Annotated in this window: 12 protein-coding genes; 2 read left to right on the forward strand and 10 right to left on the reverse strand. The window is 32.2% G+C overall.

Going from position 1 to position 17333, the window contains the following annotated elements; translation table 11 throughout:
* Positions 1 to 106: 106 nt before the first annotated feature.
* Positions 107 to 2509, forward strand: coding sequence for a T9SS type A sorting domain-containing protein (locus J8M14_RS04405; RefSeq protein WP_211073367.1), 2403 nt, complete (start codon positions 107 to 109; stop codon positions 2507 to 2509).
* 80 nt (positions 2510 to 2589) lie between these two features.
* On the opposite strand, the gene J8M14_RS04410 is transcribed toward J8M14_RS04405, so the two are convergent.
* The 10 genes from J8M14_RS04410 to J8M14_RS04455 form a co-directional block, all read right to left on the reverse strand.
* A complete protein-coding gene (locus tag J8M14_RS04410; protein ID WP_211073368.1) occupies positions 2590 to 4155 on the reverse strand; it encodes a M28 family peptidase in 1566 nt (521 codons plus the stop codon).
* 145 nt (positions 4156 to 4300) lie between these two features.
* Positions 4301 to 5971: an ABC transporter ATP-binding protein gene (locus J8M14_RS04415; RefSeq protein WP_211073369.1), complete on the reverse strand. Its 1671-nt coding sequence runs from the start codon at positions 5969 to 5971 to the stop codon at positions 4301 to 4303.
* 109 nt (positions 5972 to 6080) lie between these two features.
* Entirely contained in the window at positions 6081 to 7415 is a 1335-nt protein-coding gene (locus tag J8M14_RS23005) for a DCC1-like thiol-disulfide oxidoreductase family protein (protein ID WP_247672545.1), read from the reverse strand.
* Positions 7412 to 7873: a hypothetical protein gene (locus J8M14_RS04425; RefSeq protein WP_211073370.1), complete on the reverse strand. Its 462-nt coding sequence runs from the start codon at positions 7871 to 7873 to the stop codon at positions 7412 to 7414. Before J8M14_RS04425 ends, J8M14_RS23005 begins: the two co-directional genes overlap by 4 nt.
* 22 nt (positions 7874 to 7895) lie before the next feature.
* Entirely contained in the window at positions 7896 to 8939 is a 1044-nt protein-coding gene (locus J8M14_RS04430; protein WP_211073371.1) for a hypothetical protein, read from the reverse strand.
* A 29-nt stretch (positions 8940 to 8968) separates the two neighbouring features.
* Positions 8969 to 9850: a DUF2490 domain-containing protein gene (locus J8M14_RS04435; protein ID WP_211073372.1), complete on the reverse strand. Its 882-nt coding sequence runs from the start codon at positions 9848 to 9850 to the stop codon at positions 8969 to 8971.
* Between the two features lie 131 nt (positions 9851 to 9981).
* Positions 9982 to 12828 carry a CHAT domain-containing protein gene (locus J8M14_RS04440; protein WP_211073373.1) on the reverse strand — a complete coding sequence of 949 codons (2847 nt, stop codon included), beginning with the start codon at positions 12826 to 12828 and terminating at the stop codon, positions 9982 to 9984.
* 149 nt (positions 12829 to 12977) lie between these two features.
* A complete protein-coding gene (locus J8M14_RS04445; RefSeq protein ID WP_211073374.1) occupies positions 12978 to 14597 on the reverse strand; it encodes a S8 family serine peptidase in 1620 nt (539 codons plus the stop codon).
* Between the two features lie 51 nt (positions 14598 to 14648).
* Positions 14649 to 15323 (reverse strand): hypothetical protein, encoded by a 675-nt coding sequence (locus tag J8M14_RS04450; RefSeq protein WP_211073375.1) that lies wholly within the window; start codon positions 15321 to 15323, stop codon positions 14649 to 14651.
* Positions 15320 to 15883: a sigma-70 family RNA polymerase sigma factor gene (locus tag J8M14_RS04455; protein ID WP_211073376.1), complete on the reverse strand. Its 564-nt coding sequence runs from the start codon at positions 15881 to 15883 to the stop codon at positions 15320 to 15322. Before J8M14_RS04455 ends, J8M14_RS04450 begins: the two co-directional genes overlap by 4 nt.
* A 475-nt stretch (positions 15884 to 16358) precedes the next feature.
* Here J8M14_RS04455 and J8M14_RS04460 point away from each other — a divergent pair, with 475 nt between their 5' ends.
* Complete coding sequence (locus J8M14_RS04460; protein WP_211073377.1) at positions 16359 to 17168, forward strand: universal stress protein; 810 nt, start codon at positions 16359 to 16361, stop codon at positions 17166 to 17168.
* Positions 17169 to 17333: the final 165 nt, after the last annotated feature.

Consider the following 17333-nt stretch of genomic DNA (forward strand, 5'->3'; position numbering starts at 1 on the left):
TATAGAATTTGTTCAAAACATTTTGGGGAAATACATATGAATATTTAGAAAAAAGTAATTGGAATGCTAATGAAATTTTAGTATTAACTTTTAAAACTTTTTTCACATGTCATTTAGAAAAACTACACGACTCAAATTATTCTTGTTTGCGGTATTATGTGCTTTCTTAGTGCAAGATGGTATCGCACAACAATTACAGACTTCAACTTCAGCAGCACAGGATCTTAAAGCTTATGCTAAGCATTACAACCAAAAGAATGTAAACAAACGAGCAACCAGAAGATCATCTAATACTCTGGTATGGCCTGGAGGGGTAAATCCATTTAATAGTTATAATGCCGACAAGGGTAGTTATAAAGAATGGAATAATTATTTTTATAAAGAAGCTCAGGCTGTTATAAAAAACCGTCCTACAAACAAAAATCTTAGATCTAACGTAATTACCGAAATTGAAGGTGATAACGAAAGTAGTAATGATACTCAAGCTACCGCACAATCGATTTCTAATTTTGGTAGTGGTGCTGATCAAATTAATCGAGTAACCATTCAAGGAGGTTTGACTCAATTAACCCCTCCTGAATTTACTATTGATTCTATTACTCCAACTGAGGATAATGGATCAATTCCATTGGCCAATTTCCTTACATTCGATGATAAGTTTACAACTATTACCGGTTCTACGGCTATTGGTGACGGACCTCATGGATCATCAGGTACTGCAACCGGCGATAATGATTTTTATGGAGTGACTCTAAAAGCTTCAGAGCTTGTAGAGTTTAGGGCTTTTGCTACGGACTCATCTTTGGTAAATCCATTGGTAGTTTTATTTAACGAGCAAGGTCAGATCATTGATTTTGATGCAGCTCCAACACCAACCACTTTTCTTAGATTCATTGCACCTGTAGATGGTAATTATTTCTTTGGGTTATATGATTTTGAAACAGTGATTGTGGTTAATGGTGGTTTGGTAGACCCACTCAATTCTGGAACCGGAGCTGGTGTAGGAGTAGAGGGTAACTATGATTTTGCAGTAAGTTTCTATGGAGAAACAGAGACAGATTTTTATTCGTTTCAGTTAGAAAAAGGAGATGTATTTGGAGTAGCTGTTGCCGCTTTATCTAATTCTACTGCTAGATTATTTTTTCCTAATGGTCAGCAAGCGGTTGGTACAAGTGCTTTTGGAAATAGATTTATAGAAGGTTCTCCTTTACCACTAAATGGGCAAACTACATTTTCATATATCGCACCAGAAAACGGAACGTATACAATTTCTATAAGTGGTAATTTTGGTCCATATAGCGCAGATATTGTTTCTTCCAGACCTGGTTTAGAAATCAACAAAGGACAAAAACAGTATATCTATCTAGATTTTACAGGTGCAGATTTTAAGCAAAGAGATTTTTTTAATGTACCAGACTCTGTAGCAGTGGGTGATCCTGAATTGGATAAAGAACGTTTTTTATCTCCTTTTGGTGATTTTCTTGAAAATTGGGGCATAAGAGATACACGTGGTAATCGTCTTAGATTAGCCTTTGAAGCGACCAGAGTAGTACGAGAAAATTTAGAGAAGGATTTTATCGAATCGGGTCTTAATCCTAACTTTGATGTAGAAATTATTAGTGATTATGGTAGTGATTTATTAGGAGAACGTATTCCTGATTTTCTGGAACGAGCAGGAATTCCTTACGGAAAAATGATTATTGGTGGAACTGTAGAAGAATCTGGAATTCAAACCATTGGTATCGCTAATGCAATTGATCCGGGTAATTATAGCTTAACTGATGAGGCCATATTTTTAATGGATATAATCAGTAGTGACAACCCTAATTCTGCGGTATCGCTTAACAATGTTCCGCTGGCAGATGGTGTATCCATTGAAGATTTGATAGTAGAGGTAGTTGGAAATATTACTTCACATGAAATTGGACATTATTTAGGAAATTTCCATACTTCTGTTCAGAATAATGTATTTTCTATTATGGATGAAGGCGGACCAATTATCTCACAAGCCGGAGTATTTCCGGGAGGAGCATTTGGAGATGCAAATACTGTAAATATGGAGTATGCCAGGGATATATACAGCCTTAGAGAGTTTTTCGAGGTAGAAGGAATTGATCTAACAGATGTAAATACTGCATTCGCATTAAGTTCTGTTTCTGCTGACAGACAGAAATCAGAATTCTCTCAAGATCTTAAGGCATTAGAAGATATGGTGCTGGCTGAATTATATCAAAAAATTCCTGTAGCAGCATATAGTTACCCTAATCCGCAGAGCATTTCAGAGACTTCTGAACTAGTATTTTCTACAACAATAAGAGGAAACGCCACTGTAATTCTTTATGATTTACAAGGAAGAAAAGTACAAACTTTATTTAATGGTTTGATGAATGATGGAGAGTCTAAAGTAATTACTTTGGATCCTGCAAAATATAATCTTAAATCAGGAATCTATATGTATAGCATTAAAACTCCGGAAGGAGAAACGAATCACAAAATTGCTATTCGATAAATGTATGATGTGACATTATAAGTAAGGCTGCCAAAAGGCAGCCTTTTCTTTTAATTTTGATCTCGTATTGCACTAAATTATTACTTAGTTTTGGCTTTATCTACTATAATACGATTTTCGCGATTAGCTAATTCCCAAGCTGTATAGAATACTAATCTTGCACGATTTTCTAATAAGTCATACTGAATTTTATCTGGTGTATCACTAGGTTGATGATAATCATCGTGAGTACCATTAAAGTAGAAAATTACCGGAATATTATTTTTTGCAAAATTATAATGATCAGAACGATAGTAAAATCGATTAGGATCGTTCTCATCGTTATACGTATAATCCAATTCAACGTTTGCATATTTGGTATTTACTTCTTCAGAAATATTATGTAACTCAGTACTTAATTTATCACTACCAATCAGGTATACATAGTTACTGCTTCCTTCTTTTCGCTTAGGATCTGTACGCCCAATCATATCAATATTTAAGTTAGCAACTGTATTTTCTAGTGGAAAAATAGGATCAATATCAGTATAATAACGAGAACCTAAAAGCCCTTTTTCTTCACCGGTTACATTTAGAAATAATACGGAACGTTTTGGTCCATTTCCATCTTTAACAGCCTTTGCAAAAGCTTCTGCAATTTCCACCACAGCTACTGTACCTGATCCATCATCATCAGCCCCATTATATACTTTACCATCTTTTATACCTTCATGATCTAGATGAGCAGAAATCACAATAATTTCATTTGGTTTTTCAGATCCTTTAATAAATGCAGCAACATTCTCTGAAGATATTTGCTGAGCATTATTTTTAAAATTCAAAGAAAACTTCACGGGTATTAACTTAGCCTCATTGTTCGTAGTAATATCTTTTACGATACTTTTTGCTAAATCATCATTTACAACAAAAAAATAAGACTCTTCTTCATTGCCTGATAAAGACATTGCTCCGGAAGCGCTTCCAAAACGTTGTGCAACCATTTGATATACTTCTGGGAAATAAAACAATACAGCTTTAGCTCCTTTTGCCTTTGCAGCATCACGTTTTGCGGCAAATTGCTGTCTCATATTTGACCATTTTGAAGCTTCTGCAGTACCAGAAACCTTAAAAGTACTATCTTCATTTTTTGGTTCTCCGGATTTTATGAGAATCACTTTGTCTTTTACATCAATATTGGTATAATTTGAAAACTTTTCATCGTCAATCCCAAACCCTGCATAGACTATTTCTTCTGTGGAGAACTCAGCAGTTTTACCAGCTGATAAAGATACCATGCTTTCTATATAGGTAAATGATTTACCATTAACTGTTAAACCTACATCTGGAACTTCCATAAGATCTAAAGGAACTTCCTGAAAATAATTACCATCACTTTTTGCTGCTGGAACTCCATACTTTATATAATGATCTTTTAAGAAGTTAACTGCTTTTTTCTGTCCTGGCTGCCCTGTTTCTCTACCTTCAAAATCATCGGAAGCATAAGTATATAAAGCTGTTTTTAAATCCTCAGCGGTAATGGTACTAGCATAAGTTACTGGATTAATTGTTTTTTTTGGAGTTTCTGATGTTTTATTTGTAGTATTCTTGGTTGTCCCACAAGCTGCAATAAGTACTGATATTGCTAAAACTGAAAGAGTCTTTTTCATAAGATGTGTAATTATTAATTCTGTAATGGTCGTAAAAGTACAAGAAAACTAATTGCTTTGTGTTAAGCAGTTGCAAAAATAATACGTTGCACTTTCCTTCTCATAGTTACTTATCCGATTAGGACCTTTCTATCTAGAATTAATATTATAAATAATATATTTTATCAATATGAAAACCTTTTACTTCATGATCATCTAATAGAATCAATGTTCTTTGTTGTTGTATACTTGTTAGTAATTGTAAAAGTAACCGTTGTGTTTTACTATTAAGCTCTTTTAGGGGTTCTTCAATAATCAAAATAGGTTTTCTTGTAAGTAATGCTCTACAATACATTAGTATCTTTTGTTGACCAGAAGTTAAGTTACATCCCAGATCTCCGATTTTGCTATCTAACTTTAGTTGGTTTTGCGTGTCTTCATGTTGCTGTAAGTGCTCCAATAGGAGTTCAGCCTTTTCTTTATTACGATCTTTTCGATTATATACAATTGCTTCATATACGTCTCTTCCATATAAAGGAAAGTCTTTAGAAACTATAGAAATATTTTTTCTAATCGTCTTTTCCGATAATTCACTGCATTTTAGGTTCCCGTAAGAAATTTGCCCTTTGGTCGGAGACATTAGCTTAAGTAATAATCTTATGAATGTGGATTTTCCTGAGCCTGATTTTCCTTGAAATAAGGTAGTACTTTGTGGAATTATGCACAATCTAAAATTTTTAAATACGGATTTCTTGGTATTAGGATACTCAAAACTAACATCTTTAAAAATAATTTCTTCTGTACTTAATGATATCTCCTCAAAGGGCAGTTGGTTCTCTTTGGGTAAATTAAAAATGTCAATCAATTTTGTAAAAGAAATATCTCCAAGTTTCCATATAATACTTACTCTTAGGCTGCGTCTGAGTACAGGAAGTATTGAAATGATTAATAAAATCAAAACGAGTAGGGAAGAACCACTTAATTTATCAGAACCTTGTGTAGATGAAAATACATAAAACATAATAACTCCTAACATACCATAGGTAATCGCTGGAATAATTGACTGAAGTAAAGCTACAATTTTTGCATATCGTTTTCCAATGTCATAAAGATCATTAGATCGTTTTTGGTATCGTTTTTCTTCTGGTTGGTATTTATTAAATGCTTTTAGAGATATAATACCTCGTAAGCGAGTATTAACAAAACTTAGCATCCCTGAACGTTTGTTACGCCTTTCTAACGAAGCTTTATACAAGGCTTTGTTAATTAACCATAGCATAACTGAAGAACTGAGAATACATCCTGCAATGATAATACCTAAATGTATATCAAAATATCCAATCGCTGCAACTACAGTAGATAATAATACCACATCCTGAGCAAAACGTATTAATCCATTTTTTATATAATTTTGAATACTCTTTAAATCACCACTATATCGTAACAGATATTTGCCAATGCCTTTACTATCGTATACACTCATAGCTATTTGTAATTGATTAGAAAAAAGTTGTTCACGCAGTAATTTGCTAAAACGCTCTCCCACCAAAGCTATACCATAACGATTTAAATATTCGAATAGTAATCGTAATAAAACCAGAAAGAAGAAAAACAATAAAAAGGAATTAAAATCAGGGGCATCCATAAATGGAACAAACTTAAAGGCTGCTAATCTATGTGAAGAAAAACCAAAACTCAATTCATAGAATTTACCAATACTAATTGGTATCATAATGGTTAATAAATTATAACATAATCCTGTAAGTATAGCTAAACTAATCAGGATTATATTTTTATGAGTAAAACCACTAATGATACTCCATTTGCTGTTTAACATAGTTGTTTTCTTAATCAGGTTATTTACAATTGAGAGGTAAGAAGATCAAAACCTCTAAAGAACTTTTGAACCTCTTTTGGGGTTATTTTTCTCTTTTGTTTTATCTGTTTTATAAATCTAAAAATCTAAATTTTTGCTCAGGACTTAGTACTTCACATTGTTGCTGTTTACCAAACCATCTATATCTATTGATGGCTATAAAATCGTATGCCAGATTCCTAAGAACCACAGGAACTATTAATAATATAGAGATCATATTCCAAGGATAGTTTAAATTTCTACAGATACGTAAAATAGCATCACTCTTCTGATATACAGTACCATTATCTATGAGTATGATGGATGATAGGTTTTGAGAAGAATAGTTTTTATGTAATAATTTTTTTGCAGTTTCTGATTGTAAAGAAGCAAAACGATATGACTGATTTTTTTCTCTCTTTAGGATAAATCGAATCCATCCATTACAGAGGTTGCATACTCCATCAAATAAAACTATTGGCCCGGATGTTGAATCCGTATCATTATGATTAGAATACATTTCTAATTCTTGATTTTTAGACGGTTTCCATAATTTTTCTGGTTCAAAGAATGATAAAAATATCAATCCGCTCATTTGATAACGGAAACTTATTCCCATAATGAAAAATATACCCCAGTGCATCATCCAAGAAAGTGTAGCCCAAACCATTCCCCATCTTCTTTTTACCAGAGCTAGTGGTGATCCCAGTTCCAGTATAAAGGTTAAAATACCCATACCAAGAAATAACCAGGTATGCTCAAATAAAAAGTCGAATAGGGGAGTGAATTCGGAGCCTAACATTTCTTTTCGTATAGCATCTACGGCTACCTGAGAACGCATGGCACTTCCATTAGCCCATTCCCAGGCAAGGTCACCTGCAAGTTTAGCAATTCCTGCTAATAGGTAAGAACCTGCTGTAACCGCACAGATTAATTGTATAGGCCATCCGTATTGCCAATGGGCTCTTTGGGTTTTGATATCTTTTTTTTCTCTTTTCCATGAATCCCATGACCAAGCATCTGCAGAAGCTACTAATCCTATGATAATAATATGTAAAACAAGCGCATTCCTATTATGATAAATCATTGACCAGCTATTGCGATATGTAAAATATAATAAAGCTACTATGGCAAATGTTGGTCCTGTAACTTTAAATTTCCAACCAATGATATATAATATATTAAGGATAAGGATTCCTAAACTAATCCACCAGAAAACCTCTGAAGGCAGTGGTTTATCCATCCAATTCAATATCCCAATAGGATCAAAAGCTTCCTTGTCTTTAACCATTTTTTGGAGCATACCGAATCTGGAAAACAAATACCATAAACTAAAGCAGCCTGTGGCAATGCGTAATAATGCTAGTCGTTGTGGAGGTACTTTAATAAACCAGTAATCTCGTATTGTTTTTAAAAAAATCTTCATTGTCTTTCAATTTTGTAGTGAACCACAATTCTTTCGTGTACGGGAAGTGTATCTAGTTTTAGAAAATACTTTTCTAAATGATAATACCCCTTTACTAATTCAATACGCTTTAGTTTAGCATAAGGATATTTTTTCTTAGCAGCAATTCGCTCTGCGACCTTCTGTGTAAATACTTTTGCATTATCAGACCTAGCTGCCTTTTTGATTTGTCTCCGTACTTGATTAAATCCTCCTGTCCCTGCTAATTTATAAGGGATTTTATAACGGTTCTGATTTGAATCATATCCTACGAAATAGTATAAACCATAGGTTGCATTCCTTTTTTTGGAAAACATGGGATAGTAAGACAGGGGAAAATTATCATTTGGTTTACTAGCCCAGTTTTCTAATATTGGTGATAATATCAATACGATGATAGATATACTTATCAATATGGCCTGTTGTTGTGAATATTTCATAATCAAAAAATTAGGTTAAATATTATACAGCAACATCTACCTTACTTGAAAGTAGTGGTGTCAATTCACTTGATTGTAGCAATTTACTTAGGGTAAGTATGGGTATGGCACATTGTTTTTCTACTTCTGCTACTAATAATGGACTACCGGTAAATAAACCACCAAGTGCAAATAAACGATCATTGAAAATAGGAGATAATATCTGGATACCTGTATTAACTGCTAGACTGTCACTACAAGATAAAATGACATGATCAATGGTTTCTGTAAATAATGGGTTTTCCATTAGCATACTTGTTTCTCGTTGATATAGACCATCTGCTACTTCTATAACTACATAATCAGGATTATGTTTAGACATATCTGATAGCAATCCTTCATAGAGATCCATCATGCTTTCCAGAGAGCATAAATAGGTAGATGGAAAGCCAAATTCTGAAAAGTCGCTCACTACATCAGCGCCACAATCATAGGCAAGCATGCGATCTTTATTAAAAACAGTACCTGTAAGTTTAATGTAACCTACATTGAATCCAGAAGATTTTAATCCTCTACATAGATAAGCTGCTGTAGTAGTTTTTCCACTATCCATGCTTGAACCTATCGATAATATGGTTTTAAAATTTCTGACTTTTTGCGCGTCAAATTTTATAGGCTTTCTATGATGATAAGTAGTATTAATTACTTTATCTTCTTTATCTGTAGCAAATCCAATCAGCCTAAGCTTTGTTGGACCTTTTACCTCTAATTTGTAATACATAGACACTACAATACCTGTAACACCACCTTTACCTATTAAATCATATTCCATCTGATATCCTTCAGGGATATATCCTTCGAATTGGTTACTGGCATAGCGATTACCAAATGTTAGCATGATTTTATCTCCTTCAAAGATATAGCAGTTTCTTCCTTGATGGTCTTGAATCGCATTTAGAGATCCTATACTTACTACCTCAAAAATAGCTACATCTCCAGCTACAGGTTGATAATTCTTAGCTATTGTTTTATCAACTTTGTAGTTGATTACGTTCTTACAGATATTAGATTTCTTAATAGTTTTCATAGTATATATAAATTGGTTAAAAATTAAAATCAGTTATGAATTGCTTTTGTAAGATCTGAATCTACTAGGAATTCAGATTTTTCCTTTGATAGTAAATGCTGGGGTAATGTTTGAAAATTAGATGCTGAAGCTGATCGTGTAGACTTTCTGTTAAAATGAATTTGATATGAAAATCGAAACATCAATACAGAAAAATGATTAAAAGACCTACGTACTCTACCATTCCTTGGATCAACAACATTGATTTCGCGATATTTACTGCCAATATTAAATTCTGTTTGTCTCATATAACTTAGACTGGCATTGGCTCTTTTGAATGGTCTAAAACGTATTCCTATAGTGAATCTATAGGCGTGTAATCCATCAGGAGATTGCTTAACCACTTTTTCTCCTTCTTCGTCCCTGTATTGTAACGGTTTTCCAGAAAGATAATAGTGAACTTCGTTGTTTATAAAAGGGGTAGTTTTCCAAGGTAATCCCCAGCTACCTCTATGTATACGTAATCCATGTCGTAAACGATATTCAAATTTGCTTCTTTCGGGAAAATGCCATTCTCCTCTAAGGTTATTGTTAAAACGAACCTTACCGAGTCTCATATTTAGTCCAAAACGTGCTGTAACTCTATTTCTAGCTTCCTGATCAGGATCTGAAGGATCTGATGACCTGAGATATCCTGTGCCAAACCTTATCTTACTATTCAATCTATACGTAAGATTAACACTATTTTGCATTGAGGATAGCTCTACAAACTCAGGACTAAACAATAGTAATTGACCTGCTGAGATTCGCCATTCTTTAGTTACCCTTGCTTGTGCACTATAGCCAGTCCATAATTTTAAGTCCTCTTGAGAAGTCCCAATTAAAAAAATAAAGAGTGTAATACTTAACGGTATTTTCTTTTGTTTAGCCACGATACTATTTATATTGGTTAATACTTGTTTTCCTTATAAGAGGTAAAAACCAATAGTGTGACTAACTTTATTTAATTTTTTTGAAAAAAATAGAAAAGTTGTTTGATTAAAGAAAATAGATAGAAGTTAGGCTAGTGTTTTTCTCCTGGTTTAGAACCATTAATTACATAGATAATAACTAGCAATAACCCAATAATGATACTCCAAATTAAAACATTTGTAGATTTTGAAGAAGAATCAATTTCCCCGAGAAGAATAAAATTACCCCAATAGTATGGATGTTTTTTGTTAGGTTCAGCTTTTGAAAGATAATCTAGTTTGGATTGATGTAATGCTTCATCTACCGGAAGATCTGCGTGTATGTTTTCTAAAAATGAAGTAGTAATTGCCATAGAACTAGCTTCAGAGGCATTCCATAAACTAGACATAATATTATGCGCTCCGCCTAAAAGAAAAGACTTACTCATTCCTTGTACACCTTCGCCATTATAAATTTTACCACTAGCAGAATGACACGCACTCAGTAATACCAAATCAGCTTGCAATCGATTTCCATAAAGGTCTTGAGGAGAAAGTATAAATTCTTTTTGATGATCATCAAAGACTATACACGATCTACTGGGGTCATCTACATCAACCAAACCGTGTAAGGATAAATGGATGATATCAGCGTCTGGTCCATGTTCCAAAAAGTTTTTTAAAGAGGCATTTTTATTAGTGAATATTTTACCATCAAAAATAGCAGCTCCTCGATTTATTTCTTCCTGAGATAAGGCAAGTTGCATTAAGTTATTGTCTCCAAAAAAACGTTTACGAGCTTTTAGTTTTTGATTAAGTGTAGTACTATACTTAGAACCAAAACCAACATAGTTTTGTAATTGATTTTGTTGATGATCACGAAACAATAATGATATGGAATAGGTATAGAATACTGTGTAATCCTCGATCAGATATTTTGAAATATTATTTTTATTAATGGTTGTTAATGCTTCAAAGGACAATTTATGCAGTTTTCCATCCGGGATAATGCATATACGATTAATATCCTTATGAATTGTACTTAATCCTTGTCGCAGAAATGTATCAAAAATTATGTTGGACTGACGCTTTGATACTTCTTCATTTGGGTTATGACATTGAATAATAAAGCTATCTAATTTTTTTTTGATTTCATCGGTATAGGGGATGGAAATTGGGAAAAAAGATTTATGAGTTAACCAAAAACTGTATATCATATTTTCAGCAATAAAATATTCTACTACAGCTATATCTTTTGGGAGATCTTTCTGTATTTGTTTTAGTTTAGGTGGACGAATAAAGGCATATTTTTCTTTAAAATATTTTGGCTCTTTTTTCTCGATCTCTGTCAGGTAAGTATCTAATTCGTATTGCGCTTTTGTGAACGTTTGTAATAATGAATCTTGATTTATAGTAGCTTCTAATAGAAGTGTTTGCTGTTTATTCATTTCTTCTCGCAATGCTTTTTCACGTTTTAGGATTTCTTCAGAAACATTAGACTTAAAGGCATTATTCTGATTTAATTCATATTGAAGCACAATAGCCTTGGTTTTTGACGAAAAGTAATATGCTTCTTCTAGATAAAAGCGATCACCAGTAATATGATATAGCTCTAAGGCATCTTCTATAGCTTTACCATAGTGCTCAAATTTTAGATCCAGAAAACCTAATTTAGATTGTTCGAATTGAAAAGAAACTAAACTACGATTAATTACAGAATCAATTTTATGTTGGGTTCTTAGCGCATTTTTAAGGTACAATATATCATTTGAATTTTGATATTCTGCCTTAAATATTCTTACTTTTAGTTCTATTAATCGGATTAAATGTCTATCATCTAATATTTTTGATTTTCTTATAATTGGTAAATGATTTGTATCAAAACTTCCTCGAGGAAGCAGGAAATCAAACGCTTTGTCCAAATTAAGATTTGCTTTAGAGATGTCTTTTTTTCTGATATAAATATCACATAGGTTTTCATAAGCTCTGGAAATTGCGTCTTTATACTCTCCTTTTTGAGATAGTTTTTTTCGTATTTCTATGACCTTATTCATATGCTGTTCCGCCTGGTTAAAATTCTTTAGATCTGTATTGATCATTGCAATTAACTCCAAGGCAATGGAATAATAGAAAGGCTCTTTTTTTTCATCCAGTAAGATCAAGGATTTTTTTGCCATTCTTTTTGCAATATCATATTCTTTTAGTCCCAGATATGTAGTTCCTGCATTTAAGTAGATTAAAGCCAGATCTAGTTGAGGAATAGCATCTGGAAAGTTCTGGTGAATTATTAAAGCTTCTTTAATATATATTTTAGCTTTAGCGAACTCCTTGAATTCCATACTCATGGTGATAAGATCATTTATTGTTTCGAATTCTTTTGCTTTTGCATCATCTTGTTCTTTGTAAAGGTTAATAGCATTTTGATAGTATAATTCAGATCTAAAAGTATCATTGAGACTTTGATAGAATTTACCAACACCATGATACTTTCTAGCTAATTTAAGACGAGGATACTGAGGATCATTTTCAAAAATATAAAGAGCTTGATCAATATATTCTTTGGCGGATTCTAACTCATTAAGATATTGATAAGAAACTCCAATGTTGTAAATGGTATTAGCTCTTTCAGAAGGAGGAACAATAGAACAATCTTTCCAAACATGTAAAACTTTATCTTTAAAATAGGCAATAGCTTCAGATTCTCGGTTAAGTAAATAATATGATACTCCAATTTTATGAAGTATTTTTCCTTTATAATAACAATCTAAATCCTGATATTCCTTTTGTTTTATTAGTTTTTCAATCAATTTGAAATTGTCTTCTATTTTTTCTTCCTTAATATTTTGATTAATTTTTTGGTAGTGTTTTTCAAAATATGTGGTGTTGGGCGTTTGATTTTTAGCCGAAATGAGGCAAGTGAAAAAACTTATAATTAAAATGAAGTGGGGTTTTAAGATCATAGCTAATAGTTAAGCAATTGTAGTGTCAAAGCAACACTTCTAATTACTAATATAGTGAAATGTTAAAACGTTATTGTTAATACTATTTAAAACTTAAAAAGCTGTTAGAGAACACTTTCTAACAGCTTTTTGGTAAAACAAGGGAAAAATCACCTCTTTATTACAGTTCGAGTATCTACTTGGTTTCTGGTATGTATTTTTACAAAATAGATACCGGGTTGTAGTCGTTGAGTTTGTGTTAAATTAATAATACTCTTTTTTATAACATTAGAGGTTATTTGATGTTGAAACATTAATAAACCACTTTGATTATACACAGAAATATGGGTTGGTTTATTAGGTCCATTGGGTATATGCATTTGGAGAGTTTCTGTAAAAGGATTAGGAGTAAATAAAGTGGTGGTAGATGCTGAAGGAGTAACAGAAGTTATTCTGTGGGCGCTACAACCATTAGCCAATTGATTATATGCTTCAGGAAAGTTAATAACACCATTTGCAGCAATTTTTTCAAATAAATCTGATGAAGTAGTAGATGTATTTATCAGACTGCATTTAATATTTTGTGGGTTAAAAGTAGTTTGATAAGTTGCAAGTATAGTTGCAAATGCAGTAACATTTGCTGATGAAAACGAAGTTCCTGATTGATAAACCACATCTCCATTTAAACCTGGACCAGGAATATTTTCTCCTAACAAACCAACATCAACAGAGGATTGACCATAACTACTATAGTTACTTAACTTATTATCACAAGAAGTTGAAGCCACAGATAAAATATTGGTATTAGGGTAGGAGGCAGGGAATGAGATGATATTATCCGTATCATTATTTTCATTGGTATTACCTGCTGCTGCAATAATTAAGGTACCCATTTGTTCAGCATAATCTATTGCCAGTTTAAGAGGTTTTCCTGTTGGATTCACATTATAATTCTGATAACTAAAACTAAAATTAAGAATATTAGAACCTTCATTTACCGCATCTAGAATAGCTGGAATTAGGTTAGAAACAAATCCTTGACCAAATCTATCATGTGTTTTTCTTATATCAAATGAAACAGCAGAAGGATTAACTCCATAACTCAACAGATTATGAATACTACCTGCTATATGAGTACCATGGCCGTTTTGATCATCAGGTATCTGATCATCGTCTATATAATCATATCCTGTATATGACGAAATATGAAAATTGTAGCCAGGAAAACTACCTCCAGTTTGGGTAATACCAGTGTCAAAAATTGAAATTTTTATTGGATTTGTACCTGCAGCATATTGTAGGGCAATATTCTCAAAACAGAAATCAACTATATCTACAGGAGTTCTGGGAACTGTGTGTCCTATATTAAAGCTAGCACCATCAATTTCAGTTTTTTTTTGTGCACTAGTGACCTGACCATTTATATTGGTTACTGTTTGACCTGCCTGTGTAGTATAAGGAAAAATGGCAGTATTCCAAAGTCTCAAATTTATTTCAGGTCGATACCAGATTTCTTCAGAATTTAATTCAGCTAATAAGTTATCAACCTGACTTTGGGTAATGGCCGGATCTAATTTTACAAAATAAAGCGAAGGATGTTTGATAATACAGTCATTGTCGTCACAATCATCATCATCGTCATCATCGTCATCATCGTCATCATCGTCATCGTCATTGAGCTTAGAATTATATATTGCTTCAGAATTTGATACCCCGATTTGTTGCCCAAGAATTGGAGTTAGTAAAAAGATAAAAATAATGAATGATAGAATGTGTTTTAGCGTTTTCATATTCAAGTAAGGTTACTGGTTTTAATTAAATAGTATGGTCTTTTGTTTGTATTATTTTGAATTTATTCTTTCCAATAGCAGTTGAGCTTGTTCATAATTCCAGTCGGTGTTATTGATTTGTTTTAATAAGGATGAAGCTTTATTGGGTTGTTTATTAAGCAGATAAGCAATAGATTGATACCAATTCAATTCTTGTATGTATTTGCTACTATTTGTTCTGTTTTCTTCGAACTTTACAATAGCTTTATTGTATTGATTATTTAGCAGTAATGCCAATCCATAGTAATAGGTGTCTTCTTCGGTAGGAGCTTCAAGATTTAGGAAATACGAAGCAGCCTGTTCGTAATCTTTACTATTGAACATTTGGATTGCTAATACTCTGTTCTCATTTTCATCAGAGATACCTTTTGTAGCTCCTGGGTGTATTATTTCTTGGTCATTAAGATATTGTTGTGCTAATACATAAGGATCAGAAGGAGTAGTGTTAAATAATTGCAAACCAATGATTAATGCTATACTAGCAGCCGTAGCAATAAATATTTTTAAATATTTTTTATTCGTAAAACCATTTTTATTTCTTTTGATCCCGAATTCATGATCAAGCTTTTCTTTCCACTTGTTCCTTAGATCATTGTCAAATTGTTTTTTTAATACCTGTTCTAAGATTTGATCCTCTTCCTGTTTTGAGATATTTGGATCCGAAAGTTTATTTAATTTCTCTTTCATAATTTAACCATTGTTTTTAGACCAAATTGATCCTTTAGTTGTTTAATACACCGCTCTTTCTGTTTTCTTATGGTTGCAGGACTTTTCTGCTGTTCTTCAGCGATTTCAGTTAACTTCATTTTTCCATAATAATGCCAGGTGAGCAATTGTTTGCATGATTCTCCCAGAGTTTGCCAGGCTTTTTTGAGCCTGCCTAATTCATCAGTATCTATAACTTCTTTATGTTCTTCATCGATTAAGGTTATTTGACCTTCTAAATCTGTAGCACCTTTTTGTTTGTTTCTCAATAACATTTGTGATGCCATTTTAGTGAAAAGAAAGCGAAGGTTTCCATACCGTAATTTTCCATCTATAAATCGAGTTCTAAACTCGATTAATGTGTCCATTGTGGCATCATACGCATCCTCGTGTGATGCTCTGTATTCTCTACGCAAATATTTTAATGTTTCACTAAATTGCTTAAGAAATACTTGCTCAAAGAAATGAGTGTCATTTCTTTTTAGATCAGCTACAAGTTTTTCAAATGATGCTTCACTTAATCCAAAATTTTTGTTTTTCATTCTTGTTAGTTTAGTCTAATAGGATATGGCGATATGACTAAATTTACTAAGAAAAAAACAGTTTATATATTGATTTATACACTTCTATAAGTCATAAAACCCTAAAACGTGACAAACTTTAGTTAAAAAGTGTTAAGGCTTTATTATACTGTATTTTACGGAGCTTAGTAAACTTGTTTTTCTTGAATTAGTAACAGTTAATTCCTAAAATACCCTACCAATATCTTTGAAAATAATCAAAACTTTTTTTTAACAATAGAAGAGATAAAAAGGGAGTATTAATAAGCTTCTGAAATATTTACTTTTTTGATTTTAGTAGAGCAAAAATTAGAATTTTTAGTTATACTTATATTAATATACAGTTAAACTATTCAATACTGATAGTATTAGTATTATTTTAGAGATATGACTATCAGTTTGTTTAGTTTTGGTATCGATAAAGTCCACAATGTATAACCTATTTAAAACAATTATTATGAATTCTAAAAAATCAAAATATCATTTACTTGTTCTAATGGACTTATCTAAGGCATCAGAAGCAGCATTAAAGAATGCGGTACATTTAGCTAAAGAAATAAATGGCAAGGTAGAAGTATTTCATGTTAAATCTCCTGCGGATGTAGCTAAATATGAGAATCAGTTTTCTGCTATGCGCGCTATTCAGGAGGATACTAGTAATGTGCAATCCAAATTGATGAAATTGATAAGAGAAATAGAGAAAGAAGAAAAAGTTGTTATTACGTTGCAGATTTCATATGGTAATGCCAAACAAGCCATTAAAGATAAAATAGATAGTGTAAAGCCGGATTTAGTGATATTAGGGAAAAGAAAAAATAATTTGATGAACTTCTTAGAACCAGATATTACCAAATTTGTACTTAAAGAGTGTAATGCAAATATTCTTATTTCTGGAGAAGATAACAAATTCCATAGTTTTGATGATATTTCTTTAGGTGTTTATGGAGAAACAATACATAAAGAGGGACTAGAAATTATTAGTGACCTGAAAACAAATGAAGAAGACCCTATACGGTTTTTTAGAATTCGTAACCCAAACAATTCAGACAAGAGTGTTACCACTGAACAAAATAAAAAATGGGCTGTTTCCTATACCTTCTCTGAAGGAGAAAACGCGTTAGATGGTCTTGCTTCTTATATTACCGGGACAAATACTCAATTGTTTTGTATTCCGAGAAAGCAAAATGAAAATGCTTCATGGTTTGGATTAAGTCGTATAAATGATTTGATTTATAAATTAAATATTCCGGTTTTAATTTTGAGATAAATAAAGTATTAAAACTTATTACAAAAGTGCTTGCTACATAGTTTTAGTAAGCGTTTTTTGTTTTTTTAGTGTTTATGTTTATATATTAATGGAACACTTATGATAAGTGAACATTGATTAAACTATCATTTTTTATTTTTTTTAAATTACATTGCGATATATAAA

It is taken from the genome of Aquimarina sp. MMG016, assembly GCF_018100805.1.
GTDB lineage: Bacteria > Bacteroidota > Bacteroidia > Flavobacteriales > Flavobacteriaceae > Aquimarina.

Bases quoted from the DNA above. Each gene is read 5' to 3' on its own strand.
- J8M14_RS04440 (WP_211073373.1), bottom strand. From the start codon at position 12,828: ATGATCTTAAAACCCCACTTCATTTTAATTATAAGTTTTTTCACTTGC.
- J8M14_RS23005 (WP_247672545.1), bottom strand. From the start codon at position 7,415: ATGAAGATTTTTTTAAAAACAATACGAGATTACTGGTTTATTAAAGTA.
- J8M14_RS04455 (WP_211073376.1), bottom strand. From the start codon at position 15,883: ATGAAAAACAAAAATTTTGGATTAAGTGAAGCATCATTTGAAAAACTT.
- J8M14_RS04415 (WP_211073369.1), bottom strand. From the start codon at position 5,971: ATGTTAAACAGCAAATGGAGTATCATTAGTGGTTTTACTCATAAAAAT.
- J8M14_RS04430 (WP_211073371.1), bottom strand. From the start codon at position 8,939: ATGAAAACTATTAAGAAATCTAATATCTGTAAGAACGTAATCAACTAC.
- J8M14_RS04445 (WP_211073374.1), bottom strand. From the start codon at position 14,597: ATGAAAACGCTAAAACACATTCTATCATTCATTATTTTTATCTTTTTA.
- J8M14_RS04405 (WP_211073367.1), top strand. From the start codon at position 107: ATGTCATTTAGAAAAACTACACGACTCAAATTATTCTTGTTTGCGGTA.
- J8M14_RS04450 (WP_211073375.1), bottom strand. From the start codon at position 15,323: ATGAAAGAGAAATTAAATAAACTTTCGGATCCAAATATCTCAAAACAG.
- J8M14_RS04410 (WP_211073368.1), bottom strand. From the start codon at position 4,155: ATGAAAAAGACTCTTTCAGTTTTAGCAATATCAGTACTTATTGCAGCT.
- J8M14_RS04425 (WP_211073370.1), bottom strand. From the start codon at position 7,873: ATGAAATATTCACAACAACAGGCCATATTGATAAGTATATCTATCATC.
- J8M14_RS04460 (WP_211073377.1), top strand. From the start codon at position 16,359: ATGAATTCTAAAAAATCAAAATATCATTTACTTGTTCTAATGGACTTA.